This window comes from Arthrobacter sp. CJ23 (assembly GCF_024741795.1).
GTDB lineage: Bacteria > Actinomycetota > Actinomycetes > Actinomycetales > Micrococcaceae > Arthrobacter.
In genome coordinates this window covers 1,065,693-1,080,905 of record NZ_CP102950.1, presented here as the reverse complement: position 1 = coordinate 1,080,905, position 15,213 = coordinate 1,065,693, and the positions used below count along the sequence as shown (strand labels likewise).

12 protein-coding genes are annotated in these 15,213 nt (G+C 66.4%); 9 read left to right on the top strand and 3 right to left on the bottom strand.

The features are described 5' to 3' along the window. The first annotated feature begins 50 nt into the window (after window positions 1–50). From NVV90_RS04905 to NVV90_RS04890, 4 genes are all read left to right on the top strand, one after another. Window positions 51–1,397, top strand: coding sequence for a cytosine permease (locus tag NVV90_RS04905; protein ID WP_258440071.1), 1,347 nt, complete (start codon window positions 51–53; stop codon window positions 1,395–1,397). 5 nt (window positions 1,398–1,402) lie between these two features. Then, the gene (locus tag NVV90_RS04900) at window positions 1,403–2,950 is read left to right on the top strand and encodes a hydantoinase/oxoprolinase family protein (RefSeq protein WP_309304114.1); all 1,548 of its coding nucleotides are present in this window, start codon (window positions 1,403–1,405) and stop codon (window positions 2,948–2,950) included. Between the two features lies 1 nt (window position 2,951). Continuing rightward, window positions 2,952–4,094, top strand: a complete 1,143-nt coding sequence (locus NVV90_RS04895; RefSeq protein WP_258440069.1) for a DUF917 domain-containing protein — start codon at window positions 2,952–2,954, stop codon at window positions 4,092–4,094. A gap of 103 nt (window positions 4,095–4,197) precedes the next feature. Next, window positions 4,198–5,769, top strand: a complete 1,572-nt coding sequence (locus tag NVV90_RS04890) for a CdaR family transcriptional regulator (RefSeq protein ID WP_258440068.1) — start codon at window positions 4,198–4,200, stop codon at window positions 5,767–5,769. Window positions 5,770–5,847: 78 nt separating this feature from the next. Here the strand turns inward: NVV90_RS04890 and NVV90_RS04885 are convergent, their stop codons facing one another. Continuing rightward, a complete protein-coding gene (locus NVV90_RS04885) occupies window positions 5,848–7,578 on the bottom strand; it encodes a cytosine permease (protein WP_258440067.1) in 1,731 nt (576 codons plus the stop codon). Window positions 7,579–7,789: 211 nt separating this feature from the next. Between NVV90_RS04885 and bioB the strand changes: the two genes are divergently transcribed. From bioB to NVV90_RS04860, 5 genes are all read left to right on the top strand, one after another. Continuing rightward, a complete protein-coding gene (gene bioB, locus NVV90_RS04880; protein WP_258440066.1) occupies window positions 7,790–8,818 on the top strand; it encodes a biotin synthase BioB in 1,029 nt (342 codons plus the stop codon). Between the two features lie 235 nt (window positions 8,819–9,053). Continuing rightward, window positions 9,054–10,451 carry an adenosylmethionine--8-amino-7-oxononanoate transaminase gene (locus NVV90_RS04875; protein ID WP_258440065.1) on the top strand — a complete coding sequence of 466 codons (1,398 nt, stop codon included), beginning with the start codon at window positions 9,054–9,056 and terminating at the stop codon, window positions 10,449–10,451. A gap of 8 nt (window positions 10,452–10,459) precedes the next feature. Then, complete coding sequence (locus NVV90_RS04870) at window positions 10,460–11,677, top strand: 8-amino-7-oxononanoate synthase (protein ID WP_396125387.1); 1,218 nt, start codon at window positions 10,460–10,462, stop codon at window positions 11,675–11,677. After that, complete coding sequence (bioD, locus tag NVV90_RS04865) at window positions 11,674–12,357, top strand: dethiobiotin synthase (protein ID WP_258440063.1); 684 nt, start codon at window positions 11,674–11,676, stop codon at window positions 12,355–12,357. Before NVV90_RS04870 ends, bioD begins: the two co-directional genes overlap by 4 nt. Further along, on the top strand, window positions 12,354–13,514 hold the full coding sequence (locus tag NVV90_RS04860) for a cytochrome P450 (protein ID WP_258441074.1): 1,161 nt from the start codon (window positions 12,354–12,356) through the stop codon (window positions 13,512–13,514). Before bioD ends, NVV90_RS04860 begins: the two co-directional genes overlap by 4 nt. Here NVV90_RS04860 and NVV90_RS04855 read toward each other — a convergent pair. Continuing rightward, the gene (locus tag NVV90_RS04855; protein WP_258440062.1) at window positions 13,477–13,740 is read right to left on the bottom strand and encodes a hypothetical protein; all 264 of its coding nucleotides are present in this window, start codon (window positions 13,738–13,740) and stop codon (window positions 13,477–13,479) included. The genes NVV90_RS04860 and NVV90_RS04855 overlap by 38 nt on opposite strands. A 2-nt stretch (window positions 13,741–13,742) precedes the next feature. Beyond that, window positions 13,743–15,152 carry a glycosyltransferase gene (locus NVV90_RS04850; protein WP_258440061.1) on the bottom strand — a complete coding sequence of 470 codons (1,410 nt, stop codon included), beginning with the start codon at window positions 15,150–15,152 and terminating at the stop codon, window positions 13,743–13,745. Window positions 15,153–15,213 lie beyond the last annotated feature (61 nt).

The window sequence follows — 15,213 nt, the reverse complement described above, 5'->3', positions numbered from 1 at the left end:
CAACAGCCCGCGGGTACTGTGAAGTGAATCACTCGAAAGGAATGCATGTCATGTCCACATCCGAAACAGGGCACGATGACTACCCCATCACCAGGGTTCCCGCAACGAAGCGGAAGCACTGGTTCGGCATCGCGGTCCAGCGCTTTGGTCAGACTTCCGACCTGAGCCAGTTTCTTCTCGGGGCAACTTTTGGCTTCGGAATGACGTTCTGGGACGCTTTCTGGGCGTTTACCGTCGGCGCGTTGATCGTCGAAGCACTCATGATTTTCGTCGGCATCGCCGGCATGCGCCAAGGCCTCACAACATCGATGCTCGCCCGCTGGACCGGCTTCGGCCGCGGCGGCGCATCGGTCCTCGGTCTCGCCATCTGCATCAGCCTCATCGGCTGGTTCGGCATCCAATCAGGGATTTCAGGAGCCGGACTGAACCAGATAGTCCCCGAAATTCCCATCTGGGCCTGGTCGCTGGCCTTTGGCCTGGTGGTCACGCTGATCGTGGTCCGCGGCTTTGAATCAATGCAGTGGTTGGCCAACATCACCGTGCCACTGTTCATGATCCTTATCGCTTGGGCCGCGTGGGCCGAGCTGAGCAACCACTCCATCAGCCAGCTCATCAACGATGCCCCTCCGGGCCCGCAGCTGGATTTCGTCACCGCTACCACCATCGTTGCTGGAAGCGCCGTTCTCGGGGCAGTCATTACGCCCGACATGACCCGCTACAACAAGAGCGCCGGCGACGTCGTCAAGCAGACCGTCGTCGGAATGACGCTCGGCAACTACAGCATCGGCATGATCGGTGTCCTGCTGGCCCACGCCGTCAAGACGGCGGACGTCACGCAGATCATCTTCTCCTCGGTGGGCTGGATCGGCATCCTGATCATCGTCCTGGGCACGTCCAAGATCAACGACTGGAACCTCTACAGCGCCGGCCTCGGCGTGGTGGCCTTCTTCAACAGCGCCATGAACAAGCGCCTGAACCGCGGGCACGTCACGCTGCTGCTTGGCGTCGTCGGGACTGTCTTGGCGGCGATCGGCATCCTGGACAAGTTCATCGACATCCTCATGGTGTTGGGCGTCGTCTTCCCGCCGGTGGCCGGCATCATCATGGCCGAGTACTTCGTCGTCAGGAAGTGGCGTCCCCTCCTGGAAGCCAGCCGGGACTCGGGACTTCCGCCCGCCGAATCGCCCAACTGGATCCCGGCCACGTTCGTCATCTGGGCGAGCTCGGCGACCCTTGGCTACTTCGTCACCTGGGGACTCCCGGCGTTCAATTCCCTCGCCGCGGCGTTCGTGCTCTACATCATCGCCGGCAAGCTGAACCTCTTGCGGTCCTATGGCGACAAGCAACGATCAAACGAAATCACCCCGAGCAAGGAAGAATCGGTAACCGCACCATGAGTAGCCTGAGAATCGGCATTGACGTCGGCGGCACCAACACGGACGCTGTGCTGCTGGACGGCGGGCAGGTGCTCGCTTCCACCAAGGTCCCCACCACCAGGGACGTCACCAGCGGCATCACCCAGGTGCTCACCGCACTGAAGGAGCTGAACGGTTTCAGCCCGGACCACATCCGTGGCGTGATGATCGGAACCACGCATTTCATCAATGCCCTCATTGAGGCACGGGACCTCTGCCCAACAGCGGCGATCCGGCTGGGACTTCCGGCCACGGCGTCCCTTCCCCCGTTCACGGATTGGCCCGATGCCCTGACCAGCGCCGTGAAGGGCCGCGCCTACATGGCCCACGGCGGACACGAGTTCGACGGCCGCGCCATCAGCCCGTTCGACCCCGACGAAATCCGGCGCCACGCAGAAGACATGGCCGCCCACGGCGTCCGCTCCGTGGCGGTGTCCAGCGTGTTCTCGCCCGTCAACGACGAATTCGAACAGCGAGCACTGTCCATTCTTCGCGAGGAGCTCGGCCCGGATTTCCCCGTCTCCCTGTCGCATGAGATCGGCCGCGTGGGGCTCCTGGAGCGCGAGAACGCGACCATCGTGAACGCCTCCCTGGCCGAAATGGCCAACCGGATCGTTGACGGCCTCGCCAAGGCCGTCCTGGAGCAGGGCATCACGGCACCGCTGTACGTGAGCCAGAACGACGGCACGCTCATGGACATCGAATACACCCGCCGCTACCCGGTGTCCACGTTTGCATCAGGGCCCACCAACTCCATGCGCGGAGCAGCCGCCCTCTCCGGCTTCTCCGACTGCCTGATCGTGGACATCGGCGGCACCACCACCGACGTCGGCGCCCTGGTGAACGGCTTCCCCCGCGAGTCCAGCACCCACGTCCGGCTGGCAGGACTCCGCACCAACTTCCGGATGCCGGACGTCCTCTCGGCGGGCCTCGGCGGCGGATCCCGGGTGCGGACCGACCAAGGCACCGTGGGACCGGACTCGGTGGGCTACCGCCTGACCGACGAGTCGCTCGTCTTCGGCGGGTCAGTCCTGACAGCTACTGACATCGCCGTCCGCAGCGGAAGGGCCGACGTCGGAGACGCGTCTTTGGTGGCCCACATCAGTGACGCTGTGGTGCGCTCAGCGCTGGAACAGATCGACCGGACGATCGCCGACATTGCCGACCGGATCCGGACCTCGTCCGCGCCGTTGCCGGTTGTCGCCGTCGGCGGTGGATCCATCCTGCTGGCAGAGCAGCTGGACGGCCTGGGCAGCATCTACCGACCCGAGAACTTCGACGTCGCCAACGCGTACGGCGCCGCCATTGCCCAGATCAGCGGCGAGGTGGACCGCGTGTCCTACATCGCGGACGGCGATCAAAAGCGCGCCTTGGAATCCGCGCGGCAGGAAGCCGTGGACCGTGCCGTTGCCGCCGGCGCCAGTCCGGACACGGTCTCGATCGTTGAGCAGGAGGCCATCCCCATCCCCTACCTTCCCGGAAACGCCATGCGCGTTCGGGTCAAGGCAGCCGGCAACCTCACGTTAGGAAAGTGAAATGACCTTGGAAGTGACACACGGCCGCAAGCTCAAGAGGATCACTGTGGAAGACATTGATTCGCTGGCGCGGGGGGCAGCAATCCTCGGCACGGGCGGCGGCGGCGATCCCTATATCGGCGCGCTCCTGGCGAAACAGGCCATCGAAGAGTTCGGTCCCGTGGAGCTCGTCTCGGTCGAAGACCTTCCAGACGACGCCTTCATCGTTCCCATCGCCGCCATCGGCGCGCCCACGGTGTCCGTGGAGAAGCTGGACACCGTGGAAAAGCTGTATCTGACCATCGAGAAGCTCGCGGCGTCGTTGAACCGGACGGCCACCCACACCGCCTGCCTGGAGATCGGCGGGTCAAACTCGATGCTGCCTATCGTGGCGGCCGCGCAGCTGGGGATTCCGTTGATCGACGGCGACCTGATCGGACGGGCCTTTCCGGAAATCCAGATGGGCATGGCACCGCTGTACGGAATTCAGGCAACCCCCATGGCCCTGGCTGACGAGAAGGGCAACACGCTGGTCATCGAGGCCATCGACTCTTTCTGGGCCGAACGCTTTGCCCGGCAGGCTTCCATCGAAATGGGATGCAACGCCTTCAACAGCACCTATGCCATGACCGGCGCCCAGGCCCGCGAGAGCTTCGTGGCGGGCTCCATGTCCTTCGCCATCACCATCGGCGATGCCGTCGCAAACGCGCAGCACAACAACCTCAATCCCTGCGACGTGTTGGCGGAAACGCTCAGTGGCCGTGTGGTCCACCTCGGGAAGGTAGCCGACCTCCAACGCCAAACCACCGGCGGCTTCGCAAAGGGCCAGGCCATGATCGAGGGCATGGGCCCCGACGTGGGCTCTGTTCTTTCGCTGCATTTCCAGAACGAGCACCTGCTCGCCACCAAGGACGGCACGGTGGTCACTACGACGCCTGACCTGATCATTGTGGTGGACGCAGAATCCGCAGAACCGGTCACCACCGAAAATCTGCGTTACGGGCAACGCGTCTGCATCCTGACCGCGCCCAGCGACCCCCGATGGCACACCACCGAGGGCCTCGAACTGGCCGGCCCGGCGTACTTCGGCTACGGCGTCCCTTCGCACCGCTGGGATGGGACACCGGAAGGGCACACCGAGTCCATCGAGCGCTACCGCGCCTGACCGCCGTCGAACATCTGCCCGGCCGCCGCGCCGCCAACGAAAGTTGGCGGCGCGGCGGTGGCATCATGGGAGGGAAACCATCGAGGAGAACCGGAGCAGCAGAATGATTCCCCCGATCCCGCTGTGGTCCGTCATGAACCACCTCCCGGCGGGCGTGATCGAGAGCGTCGGGGACCCGGGTGCCAGGACAGTGTCCTCGCTGGTTGCCCTGACCGGTTCCCTTGCCGAGGTCAATCGGCAGGTCCGCGAGCAGCGCAACCTCGACGGCGATCCGCTGACCCTTCGGGACTGCATTCTGCTCCCGTTGGAGCCCCTTCCCTCCGGGGTGTCCTGGGATGTGGAGGCGTTGCTGGCGCTCGCGTCCGCGGCCGGCGTCGTTGCGCTTGCCGTAAGGCTGCCGGACGACGTCGGCGCGTTGCCGCCTAACGTCAAGCGGATCGCCGACCGCCTGGGACTTGTTGTGGTGGCCGTCCACAATGCGTGGCAATTCGGCACGGCGGCGCAGGAGTTGCTGTCCGGTGCCGCCCACCTTCAGGGTCTGCTGATCTCCCGCGTGGCCACCGAATGCCGCACCCCTCACGATTCCCTCAGTCACTTGTTGGCCAGGATCAGCCACGGCATAGGACACGACGTCACCCTCGTGGACAGTTCAGGGCTGCTCATTTCCGCTGACGAGGCTGCTCCTGGGAACCTCTCCCCGCGCCTTACAGCAACGAATGCCACGGCACGGCCCACCTCAAGCACGGAGATCCTAGTACCCGTCCTCAGGGACCACGAGTACAGCCCGCGGCTGCGGATTGCACTCGGGCCGAGTCTTGACCAGGAGCAAGCTGCCATCTGTACGGCCCTGGAAGTGGCGGCCATCGCCGTTTCAGAGCTGCTTTCCCGGCAGCGGCTTGAAAGGGAACGGGACGCCCGGCACCGGGTTGCCTTGCTGGGGCAGTTGATTGACAACGCCGGAGACGTCACTCCGTCTTTCAGGGCGCGGGCGCTGGAACTCGGATGGGCTTTAGATGGGTACCACATCGCCTTCCGGGTGATTGTGAGGGAAACAGTTGACCTGGTGGCCGGAAAGACCGATCTGGACCACGCACTTCTCCGTGAAAACCTCGAGGCATCAACCGTGGAGCAGTCGGACGGGTGGGCTGGTTGGATAACGTCCCCGTCCAAGCCGGGACCGGCAGAAGTCAGCCGCGTCAGCAGCGCTTTGCGCAGGGCCCAACGCGGGCTTGCAGCAACCATCGCCACTCAATTTGGCGTAGGCCGGATGCAGGGACAACCCGAGGGCATTGTCCGGTCCCTTGAGGAAGCCAACGATGCGGCACGGATCGCCGCTGCCAGGGAAAACTCCGGATACTTCGTCCATGTGGACCGCCTGGACATGGCCCAGTTGCTGCTCATGTGGACGCGGACCGACACGTTCAGGCCGGCTGCACGGGAACTTCTGGCCCCTCTCCTAAAGTCCGGCCCGGAACTCCTGCAGACCCTCACCACGTTCCTGGACTGCGAATCTTCGCTGACCGAGACCGCAGCGATCCTCAACGTCCACCGGAATACTGTCAGCGACCGCATCAGGCGGATTCAAGCACTCATTGCCATCAACCTGGAAGATCCGGAGGCACGGCTGGCCCTGCAACTTGCCTGCCGCAGCCTCTTGATGGATCGGCCGGGGTAGATCGAGGTTCCGACGGCGGACGGCGCAGCCTTGGAGGCGCACCGCCCGCCGTCGCCCCTGCCGGCGGGAGCAGACCGCTTACTTCTGCGCCGGCAGCACCAACGACCCCGTCTTGTCCGTCGACAAGGCAAGGGACGAGATGTACTGGGGTTCGCCGTCGGGCCCGTCCTGGGCCGAGCGAAGCATGTCCGGACGCTCGAATTCGAGGCCCGTCACGTGGCACAGCAGCTTTTCGTCGCTCGGGTTGCCGTCGACGTCGAACATGGGCAGATCGATCCCATCATCGGTGCGGCGCAGGTAGTATTTCCCGCGGGTCAGGACAGCCAGCACCGGCGGCAGCACAAGCCCCAGACCGACGGCGAAGATGGGCGAGTACGGCTGGACTGCCGCACCGAAAGCCCCGAAGAACACGGCGATCGAGACGACCGCGGAGACCAGCATGGAGACGAAGCCGACAGGGTTGACGGCGTAGAGCATGCCGCGGCGGAACTCCGGGGCCTTGGGCGAGATCTTCAGCAGGTACTTGTTGATGGCGATGTCGGAAGCAACAGTGACCACCCAGGCCATGGCGCAGTTGGCGTAGAAGCCCAGGATGGTGTTGAGGAACTCAAACATGTTGGCTTCCATCAGCACCAGCGCGATGGCCAGGTTGACGACCACAAACACCATCCGGCCCGGGTACGTCTTGGTGATGCGGGTGAAGCTGTTGGTCCAGGCCAGCGAGCCGGAATAGGCGTTGGTGACGTTGATCTTGATCTGCGAAATGACCACCAGCACCACGGCGAGGGTCATCGCGAGCCAGGCCGGCATCATTTCCTGGTACACGCCCAGGAACTGGTGCACGGGTTCATTCGCGTGGACGGATGCCGCCGGGTCCAGCGTGGCGATCAGGTAGATGGCGATGAACATGCCCACGATCTGTTTGATGGCACCGAAGATCACCCAGCCCGGACCGGCCAGGATCACGGCACGCCACCAGGCGCCCCTGTTTTCCGCGGTCTTGGGCGGCATGAAGCGCAGGTAGTCGATCTGCTCGGCAATCTGCGCCATGAGCGAGAGGCAGACGCCCGCGGCCAGCATCACTGACGCCAGGTTTGTGCCCTCCGCGCCGGACTTGCCCGTGAATGCGAAGAACCCGTCAATGCTTTCCGGGTGCGACACCACCAGATACCCCACCGGAACCACCATCAGCAGCAACCACAGCGGAGTGGTCCACACCTGCAGGGTGGCCAGCGTCTTCATCCCGTAAATCACCAGCGGGATGATGATGATGGTGGACGCCGCGTACCCCAGCCACTGCGGAATCCCCAGCCCAAGCTCCAGGCCCTGCGCCATGATGGAACCTTCAAGGGCAAAGAAGATGAACGTGAACGTCGCGAAAATGACGTTGGTGACCACCGAACCGTAGTAGCCGAAGCCGGAGCCACGGGTGATCAGGTCAAGGTCGATGTTGTAGCGGGCGGCATAGTAGGCCAGCGGGAATCCGGTGGCGAAAATGACCACGGCCGCCACCACGATGCCAAGAATTGCGTTCACCGTGCCGTAGGAAATGCCAATGTTGGCACCAATGGAAAAGTCGGCCAGATACGCGATGCCGCCCAAGGCGCTCGTCGCCACGACGCCGGCGCTCCACTTGCGGTAAGACCGTGGCGCGAACCTGAGCGTGTAGTCTTCCAGGCTCTCTTTGGCTGCGCTCAGCGCATCGGTGTTGCCAGCCGCCGGCCGGACACCGGAAGAATCGACGACGGCGGCCGCCGCTCCCGCCGTCGGAGGTTCCAGCACCTGTGTGTTCTTCAAATCGTCGGTCATCCCCAGTCACTTTCCTCGTCGGAACATCGCCCTTGACGCTATCGACGGGAAGCAACCGCGGAGTCACCACCATGTTTCGGCGCTGTTACTTATGCAAGGCCAAAATCCGGGAGCCTGGTTTGTGGACGTCCAACAAAATCGCGGTCATTTCCCGCGGCTACCGTCATGAACAGGGCAGTTCCAGCCCATCCATGCACCGCAAAGGAGCACCATGACGATCGATGCAAGCACGCAGGAAACCACCGGCTATGCCATCCTGGACACCGCCCGGGAGCAGGTCCTCGAGAACGGGATCGGCCTCAGCGAAGGCCAACTGCTCGAAATCCTCGAGCTCCCGGATGAGGCCATTCCGGCAGCCCTGGAACTCGCCCACGAGGTCCGCGTCAAGCACTGCGGCGAGGACGTCGAGGTGGAGGGCATCATCTCCATCAAGACCGGCGGCTGTCCCGAGGATTGCCACTTCTGCAGCCAGTCGGGCCTCTTTGACAGCCCCGTAAGAGGCGTCTGGCTCGACATCCCCGAGCTCGTGAAGGCCGCGAAGGAAACCGCAGCCACCGGCGCCACGGAGTTCTGCATCGTCGCCGCCGTCCGCGGCCCCGACATCAAGCTCATGAACCAGATCAAGTTCGCGATCGACCGCATCAACGAAGAAGTGGACATCAACATCGCCTGCTCCCTCGGCATGCTGACCCAGCGCCAGGTGGACCAGCTGGCCGAATGGGGCGTGCACCGCTACAACCACAACCTCGAAACGGCCCGCAGCTACTTCCCCGAGGTCGTCACCACGCACAGCTACGAGGAACGCCTGGACACCTGCAACATGGTCAAGGACGCCGGCATGGAACTGTGCTGCGGCGCCCTGATCGGCATGGGCGAAACCGTTGCCCAGCGCGCCGAACTCGCCAGCCAGCTGGCAGCCCTCGAACCCCACGAGGTCCCCCTCAACTTCCTCAACCCCCGCCCCGGCACGCCCCTGGAGAACCAGGGCATCATGGACGGCAAGGACGCCCTCCGCGCCATCGCCGCGTTCCGCCTCGCCATGCCGCGCACCGTGCTGCGCTACGCCGGCGGCCGCGAACTGACCCTCGGCGACCTCGGCACCCGCGAGGGCCTGCTCGGCGGCATCAACGCCGTGATCGTCGGCAACTACCTCACCACGCTGGGGCGCCCCGCCAACGCGGACCTGGACCTCCTCGTGGAACTGAACATGCCCATCAAGGAACTCCAGAAGTCGCTGTGAGCACAAGCATGCAAAGCTTCTGCGGGCACTGCGGTGAGGCAAGCAGTGGCGAGCCCACCGGCGTCGGGGCCGCACCGGAAGGTGAGACCCCGACGTCGGACCCTCACCAAATGTGCGCACAGCGCCTCGCGATGGAGCCACCGCGCTACTGCGCGGACTGCCGCCGCCGCATGAAGGTCCAGGTCACGCCGCTGGGCTGGACCGCCGAATGTTCCCGCCACGGCAGGCGGGCATCATGAGCTCCACCCAGCGCAGCCTCATCCAGCGCGACCGGGCGAGCTTGTGGCACCCCTACGCCCCGGCGTCTGGCGATCTTCCGTTGTGGGAGGTGGAAGCCGCCGACGGCGTGCGGCTGCGGCTCCGCGACGACGACGGCGGCCGGCACCAGGTGCTCGACGCCATGTCCTCGTGGTGGTCGGTGATCCACGGGTACCGGAACCCGTTCCTGGACGCCGCTGCCAAGCGCCAGATCGATGCGTTCAGCCACGTGATGTTCGGCGGGCTCACGCACGGGCCGGCCGTGGAGCTGGCCGAACGGCTGGTCTCGATGGCTCCGTCGGCGGAAGGCCGGCCACGGCTGGAACGCGTGTTCCTGGCCGACTCCGGCTCGATCTCGGTGGAGGTCGCCCTCAAGCTGGCGGTGCAATTCCAGACGGCGGCCGGGCGGCCCAAGCGGCAACGGTTCCTGAGCCTGCGCGGCGGCTACCACGGCGACACCTTCGCGGCGATGGGCGTGTGCGATCCCGTGGACGGCATGCATTCGGCGTTCCCGGGGCTGCTGGCCGCCAACGTCTTCGCGCCCCGGCCGCCCGCTGCGGCGACGGCCACGGCGGAGGACATCGGGCAGTGGCGTGCCGAGGTTGAAGTGCTGGCCGCCCGCCACTCGGACGAGCTGGCCGCGATCATCGCGGAGCCCGTGCTCCAGGGCGCCGGCGGCATGTTCGCCTACCCGGCCGAGTGCGTGCGCATCCTTCGCGAGATCGCGGACCGGCACGGGCTGCTGCTCATCCTGGACGAGATCGCCACCGGCTTCGGCCGCACCGGCGAACTGTTCGCGGCCAGCCACGCCGGCGTGGTCCCGGACATCATGTGCGTGGGGAAGGCCCTCACCGGCGGATACCTCACCTTGGCCGCCATGCTCTGCACGCGCGAGGTGGCCGGGACCGTCTCCCGCGGCGCGGCCGGGGCGCTCCTGCACGGCCCCACATTCATGGGCAACCCCCTGGCCTGCGCCGTGGCCAATGCCAGCCTGGGAATCCTCGACGGCGGAGCCTGGCGCGCGGACGTGGCGCGCGTCGGTGCCGCTTTGGAGGCCGGACTTGCCCCGGCGCGGGAGCTCGACGCCGTAGCGGACGTCCGCACCATCGGCGCCGTGGGAGTCATTGAGCTGCACTGTCCCAATGAAGGCGACCCCAATGAAGGCGACGCCGTGGACGTCGCCGCGGTGACGCGCGCCGCCGTCGCGCACGGGGTCTGGGTGCGGCCCTTCCGGAACCTCGTCTACGCGATGCCCCCGTACATCAGCACGGCCGCCGAGGCCGGGGCGATGGCGGCGGGCATGGTGGCGGCGGTGGCCGAGGTCCACGGCGTGGCCCGCTCCGCTGCGACACTCGCGGCAGGGGTCCGGCCATGAGCACCTCCATGACACGGTGGCTGGAACAGCAGGCCGCAGTCCGCGAACGCCGTGGCCTGGTCCGGACCCCGCACACCCGTTCCTCCGACGAACACCCCGTCGACCTGGCAAGCAACGACTACCTCGGCCTGGCAACGGATCCCCGTCTGGCCGAGGCCGCCGGCGAAGCCATCCGGCGCTGGGGCACGGGGGCCACGTCCTCGCGGCTGGTGGCCGGAACCACGGAACTGCACCTGGAACTGGAGCACGAACTCGCGGGGCTCACCGGCATGGAGGCGGGCCTGGTGTTCTCCTCCGGATACCTGGCGAACCTTGGCGTTACCGCCGCACTCGGCGGCCCCGGAACGCTGATCGTGGCCGACGAACACTGCCACGCTTCGCTGATCGACGGGTTCCGGCTGAGCCGTTCGCGGGTGGAAACCTTCACGCACAACGACGTCGACGGCGCCGCGCGGCTGCTCAGTGCCCATCAGCCCGGGGGCCGGAATGAGCCCCGTGCGCTCATCGCCGTCGAGTCCATCTACAGCGTGTGGGGCGACGCCGCTCCCCTGCCTGCCCTCCTGGCGCTGGCCGAGGAGCACGACGCCATGCTGCTGGTGGACGAAGCCCACAGCCTGGGAGTCGCCGGGCTTGGGGCATGGCAGGGGCACGGTGCCGTGGCGGGAACCGGGCTCGCCGGGCATCCGAACGTGGTGCTGACAGCCACCCTGTCCAAGGCCCTGGGCAGCCAGGGCGGCGCCGTGCTCGGCTCGGGCCTGCTTCGCGAACACCTGGTCAACCGGGCCCGCAGCTTCATCTTCGATACCGGCCTGGCGCCGGCATCGGCCGCGGCAGCCCTGACGGCCGTCCGGATCATCCGCACGGAACCCTGGCGCCCGGCGGCCGTTCACGAACACACGGCACTGTTGGCCCGCGGAATGGCGCCAGCGCTGGCACGGCTCGCCACCGCCGTCGGGCCGGCCGCCGTCGGGCACTCCGCCGTCGAGCTCCCCGGCGCTTTCCAAGCAGCCGGCGCCGTCCAGTCCATCCCCATGCAGTCCGCCGAGGCGGCGCTCGCCGCAAGCCAAGCCGCCCACGCCGCGGGCGTCCGCGTGGGGTGCTTCCGGCCGCCGTCGGTCCCCGACGGCATCTCGCGCCTGCGCCTCACCGCCCGCGCCACCCTCACACCCCACGAGATCGACCACGCCTGCGCAACGTTGCGCGGCATTCTGGAGGAAACATCATGAGACTGCCACGCATCATCCTGGTCACCGGAACGGACACCGGCGTCGGAAAGACGGTCACCGCCGCCGCCCTGGCTGAGACCCTGCAGTCCCGCGGCCGCTCGGTGGCCGTGTACAAGCCCTGCCAGAGCGGCAACGCGGGCGGCGATTCGGACTGCTCGGAAATCGCCCGGCTCGCGGCCCCGCTCACCGCCGAGGCCGGCGTGGTGCTCCAGGAGCCGCTCGCCCCGGTGCCGGCCGCAGCCCGGGACGGGGTGGAGCTTCCCGCGCTGGCGGCACACGCGGCGCGGATCGGCGAACTCGCCGCCGCGCATGACCACGTTCTGGTGGAAGGCGCCGGCGGGCTGCTGGTGGAACTGGATCACGACGGCGGGACGCTGGCCGACCTGGGGATCCTGCTGGGGTCCGGGGCTGCTTTTGCTGTGGTCGGGCGGCCGTCGCTTGGCACGTTGAACCACACCGCCCTGACGCTGGAGGCCTTGGAGCGGCGGGACCTCCCGGTGCTGGGGGTAGTGCTGGGCACCTGGCCGGAGCACCCCGGAGAGCTGGAGCGCAGCAACTACGCGACGATCGCGTCCTGGGCCGCGCCGCTGCTCGGAGCCCTGCCGGAGGATGCCTCGGCGCTGCCGGTGGAGCGCTTCCGTGAACAGGCGCCCCTGTGGCTGAGCGGGCTGCCGGCATGAGCGCGGGCATCAAGACCTGCCCGTACATGGTGCTCCGCGATCCGGACACCGTCCGCGAGGTGCTGCACCGCCCGGAGGACTTCAGCCCGGCCAATGCGCTCCTTGCGGTGACGCCGCTGTCCGGGCAGGCGCTGCGAATCCTCCAAAAGGCACGGTTCGCCCTCCCGCCTGTGCTGGCCAGCAACGATACCGATTCGCACGCGGGCATCCGCAAGGTGGTTGCCGCGTTCTTCACGCCCGCCACGGTGGCCGCCGCGGAGCCGCGCATCCGCCAGATCGCCCGGGAGGCCGCGGTGGACGCGGCCCGCGAACTGGACGCCGCCGGGACCGTGGACCTGGTCCAGGCGGTGGCCGCCTATCCCCCCGCAGTGGTGATGCTCGAGCTGCTGGGCCTGCCGGTGCGGGACCTGCCGCAGCTGAAGGCGTGGAGCATGGACTCCCTGGAACTGTTCTGGGGCTGGCCCGACGCCGATCGCCAGCTTGAGCTCGCCCACAGCGCCGCCGAGTTCTACGGCTGGCTGCGGGAGCTGGTGCTCGAATCGGTGGACGCCCCCGGGCGTAACCTGTTCAAGTCCCTCGCCCAGCATGGCCTGAGCACCCCGGAAATCTGCTCAATGGGCTACTTCCTGTTGATCGCGGGCCAGGAAACCACCACCCAGCTGATCAGCACCACGCTGTTCCGCCTGGCCGAAGGTTCCCGCGGCATCACCTGGGCAGAAGCAGCCTCCGCGGACAAGGCCCGCAAGCTGGTCCGGCACGTGCTGGCGACGGAATCCTCGGTGCCCACCTGGCGGCGGGTGGCCGCCAAGGACACCGTGCTGGACGGCGAGCTGATCCAGGCCGGCGAAGAGATCCTGCTGGAGCTCACCGGCAATCATGGCATCGCATGGGATCCCGGAAACCCCGGCGGCGGCGCTGACGCTGCCGGCGAAGGGGCGAGGCCGACAGCCTACGGTCTGGCGTTCGGCTCGGGCATCCACCGCTGCCTCGGTGCGAAACTCGCTGAACTGGAGGCCGCCGTCGTCGTTCAGGAAACTGCCGCCGCCCTCCCAAGCGTCCGCCTGCGGGACCACGAACCGGCTTGGATCCGGCTGCTGTCCTTCCAGGCGCCGCGCACGGTCACCGTGGGCTGCGGAGGACGTCCCGGTCCTTGGTGACGGCCAGCGCATCAGGGTGGATGCTACGGGTCTCCGAGCGCTGGTTCCGGGTCCGGATCCAGGCACTTGGGTGCACCTTCGGAAGGATTTTGGCGACGGCCAGTGCGGCGTACATCAGGGTGTTGATGGCAACGAAGGTGGCCAAAACGGCGAACCATTCTGAGTGCAGGACTTCCTCGGGAAACAAGATGCCGCTAGGAAGCGAGGCGGGAATGGCACTGGTCATTGTTACGCCACCTTCGAGAATTCGTGGGACTTTGCATGGTCGAGATGCTTCCACTTGGCCTGCCGGCCCAGGGAGATATCGATGACGCCCTTCACGTAGACCACGTTGAGGAACATGTCGAAGAGCAGCTCCGGGAAGAGCGTGGCTGCCAGCAGGCGTGCCCGCCAACCGCCCTTCCACACCGTAACCACGCGTTCGATCGAGAAGACCAGGCCAAGCCCCAGCCAGAACGGGAACCAAATCCACGTTTCCAGCGACAACGCCATCAGGAGGATGAGCAGGAAATAGGCACTGAGCGCAATCACTCCGTAGCCAATACCGAACTGCTGTGCCCAGTAGCGCAGGGTCTGGGGTGTGACACCGTAGGCGCCCAGGTTTTCCAGGGCTCCCCGCTGCCAGCGAAGGCGTTGGGCCCACAGGGTGCGGAAATTCGGCATCAACTCTGTGACGACCGTGCACTGCGCTGGAGAAATCATGAGGCCGCCGAGGGACTTCAGGGCAATCGTCAGCTCGTTGTCCTCGGTCAGCGATGCGGTGTCATAGACGTCACCGGGGATTCCCGGAATCGATGTACCCCGGCTCTGCGCCACAGTGCGCAGGGCTTTGGGCCGGAAGATCGAGGCTGTGCCGGTCAGGACAAAGACGCGGCCACGGCGGCGTCCGATTTCGCGCGTGTAGCGGATGTACTCGTTGCGCTGGAACTGCCCGATGATCCCGTGGCCCTCTTCCCCGTAGAAGAGGCCGCCGACGGCCATCAATGCCCTGTCGTTGCCCAGGCGCGAGACCGCAGCCTCGAGGAAACCGTCGTCGAGTCTCGTGTCGGCGTCCATGACCATGACGACGTCGTTGTCTCCCTGCCCGGGGAGCAGCCAGGTCAGCGCCTGGTTGAGGGCGCCGGCCTTCTTCTTGGTGTTGCCCGCCGACTCGAAGACCTCAACGCCGGCCTGATGGGCCAGCGCAACGGTGGAGTCGGTGCAGTTGTCGGCCACGACGATGACACGTTTGGGAGGGTGGGACTGGGCCAGCAGGGAAGCAATGGTGGACGGCAGCGACGCTTCTTCGTTGTGTGCGGGGATCAACACGGTGACCGTCACCGGGCCGGCGTACACACCGCGCGTTTCCGCCATGACAATCCTTGGCGCGAGCGGCGTGTCCGGATTCGCGGAGCGGCGCGATTTGTTGGCAATGCGCCGCTCCAGCAACGCCACTCCGGCGGACAGCAGGAGGGCAAACGCAACGGCCGCGAGAATCACCCGCGGTTCCGGGGCCTCTGAATCGTAAAGCACATGCCATACCCCGAAAATGATGCCTTCGGCCCGGGCCTCGACGCCGGCTGTCCCTGTTGACGCGATGGCGAACCACAGCAGCGCTGCCGCCCCGCCAACCGTTGCCCCAATGACAATGCCCACCACACGCTGAAATTTTCCTCGACCCATCGGCGAATGCTAACAGCCGATTCCGGCTTCGAAGAGA

Excerpts from the sequence above, each read along its gene's own strand:
- NVV90_RS04895 (WP_258440069.1), top strand. The coding sequence starts at position 2,952 with ATGACCTTGGAAGTGACACACGGCCGCAAGCTCAAGAGGATCACTGTG.
- NVV90_RS04875 (WP_258440065.1), top strand. The coding sequence starts at position 9,054 with ATGAGCTCCACCCAGCGCAGCCTCATCCAGCGCGACCGGGCGAGCTTG.
- NVV90_RS04870 (WP_396125387.1), top strand. The coding sequence starts at position 10,460 with ATGACACGGTGGCTGGAACAGCAGGCCGCAGTCCGCGAACGCCGTGGC.
- NVV90_RS04885 (WP_258440067.1), bottom strand. The coding sequence starts at position 7,578 with ATGACCGACGATTTGAAGAACACACAGGTGCTGGAACCTCCGACGGCG.
- NVV90_RS04905 (WP_258440071.1), top strand. The coding sequence starts at position 51 with ATGTCCACATCCGAAACAGGGCACGATGACTACCCCATCACCAGGGTT.
- bioB (WP_258440066.1), top strand. The coding sequence starts at position 7,790 with ATGACGATCGATGCAAGCACGCAGGAAACCACCGGCTATGCCATCCTG.
- NVV90_RS04855 (WP_258440062.1), bottom strand. The coding sequence starts at position 13,740 with ATGACCAGTGCCATTCCCGCCTCGCTTCCTAGCGGCATCTTGTTTCCC.
- NVV90_RS04860 (WP_258441074.1), top strand. The coding sequence starts at position 12,354 with ATGAGCGCGGGCATCAAGACCTGCCCGTACATGGTGCTCCGCGATCCG.
- bioD (WP_258440063.1), top strand. The coding sequence starts at position 11,674 with ATGAGACTGCCACGCATCATCCTGGTCACCGGAACGGACACCGGCGTC.
- NVV90_RS04890 (WP_258440068.1), top strand. The coding sequence starts at position 4,198 with ATGATTCCCCCGATCCCGCTGTGGTCCGTCATGAACCACCTCCCGGCG.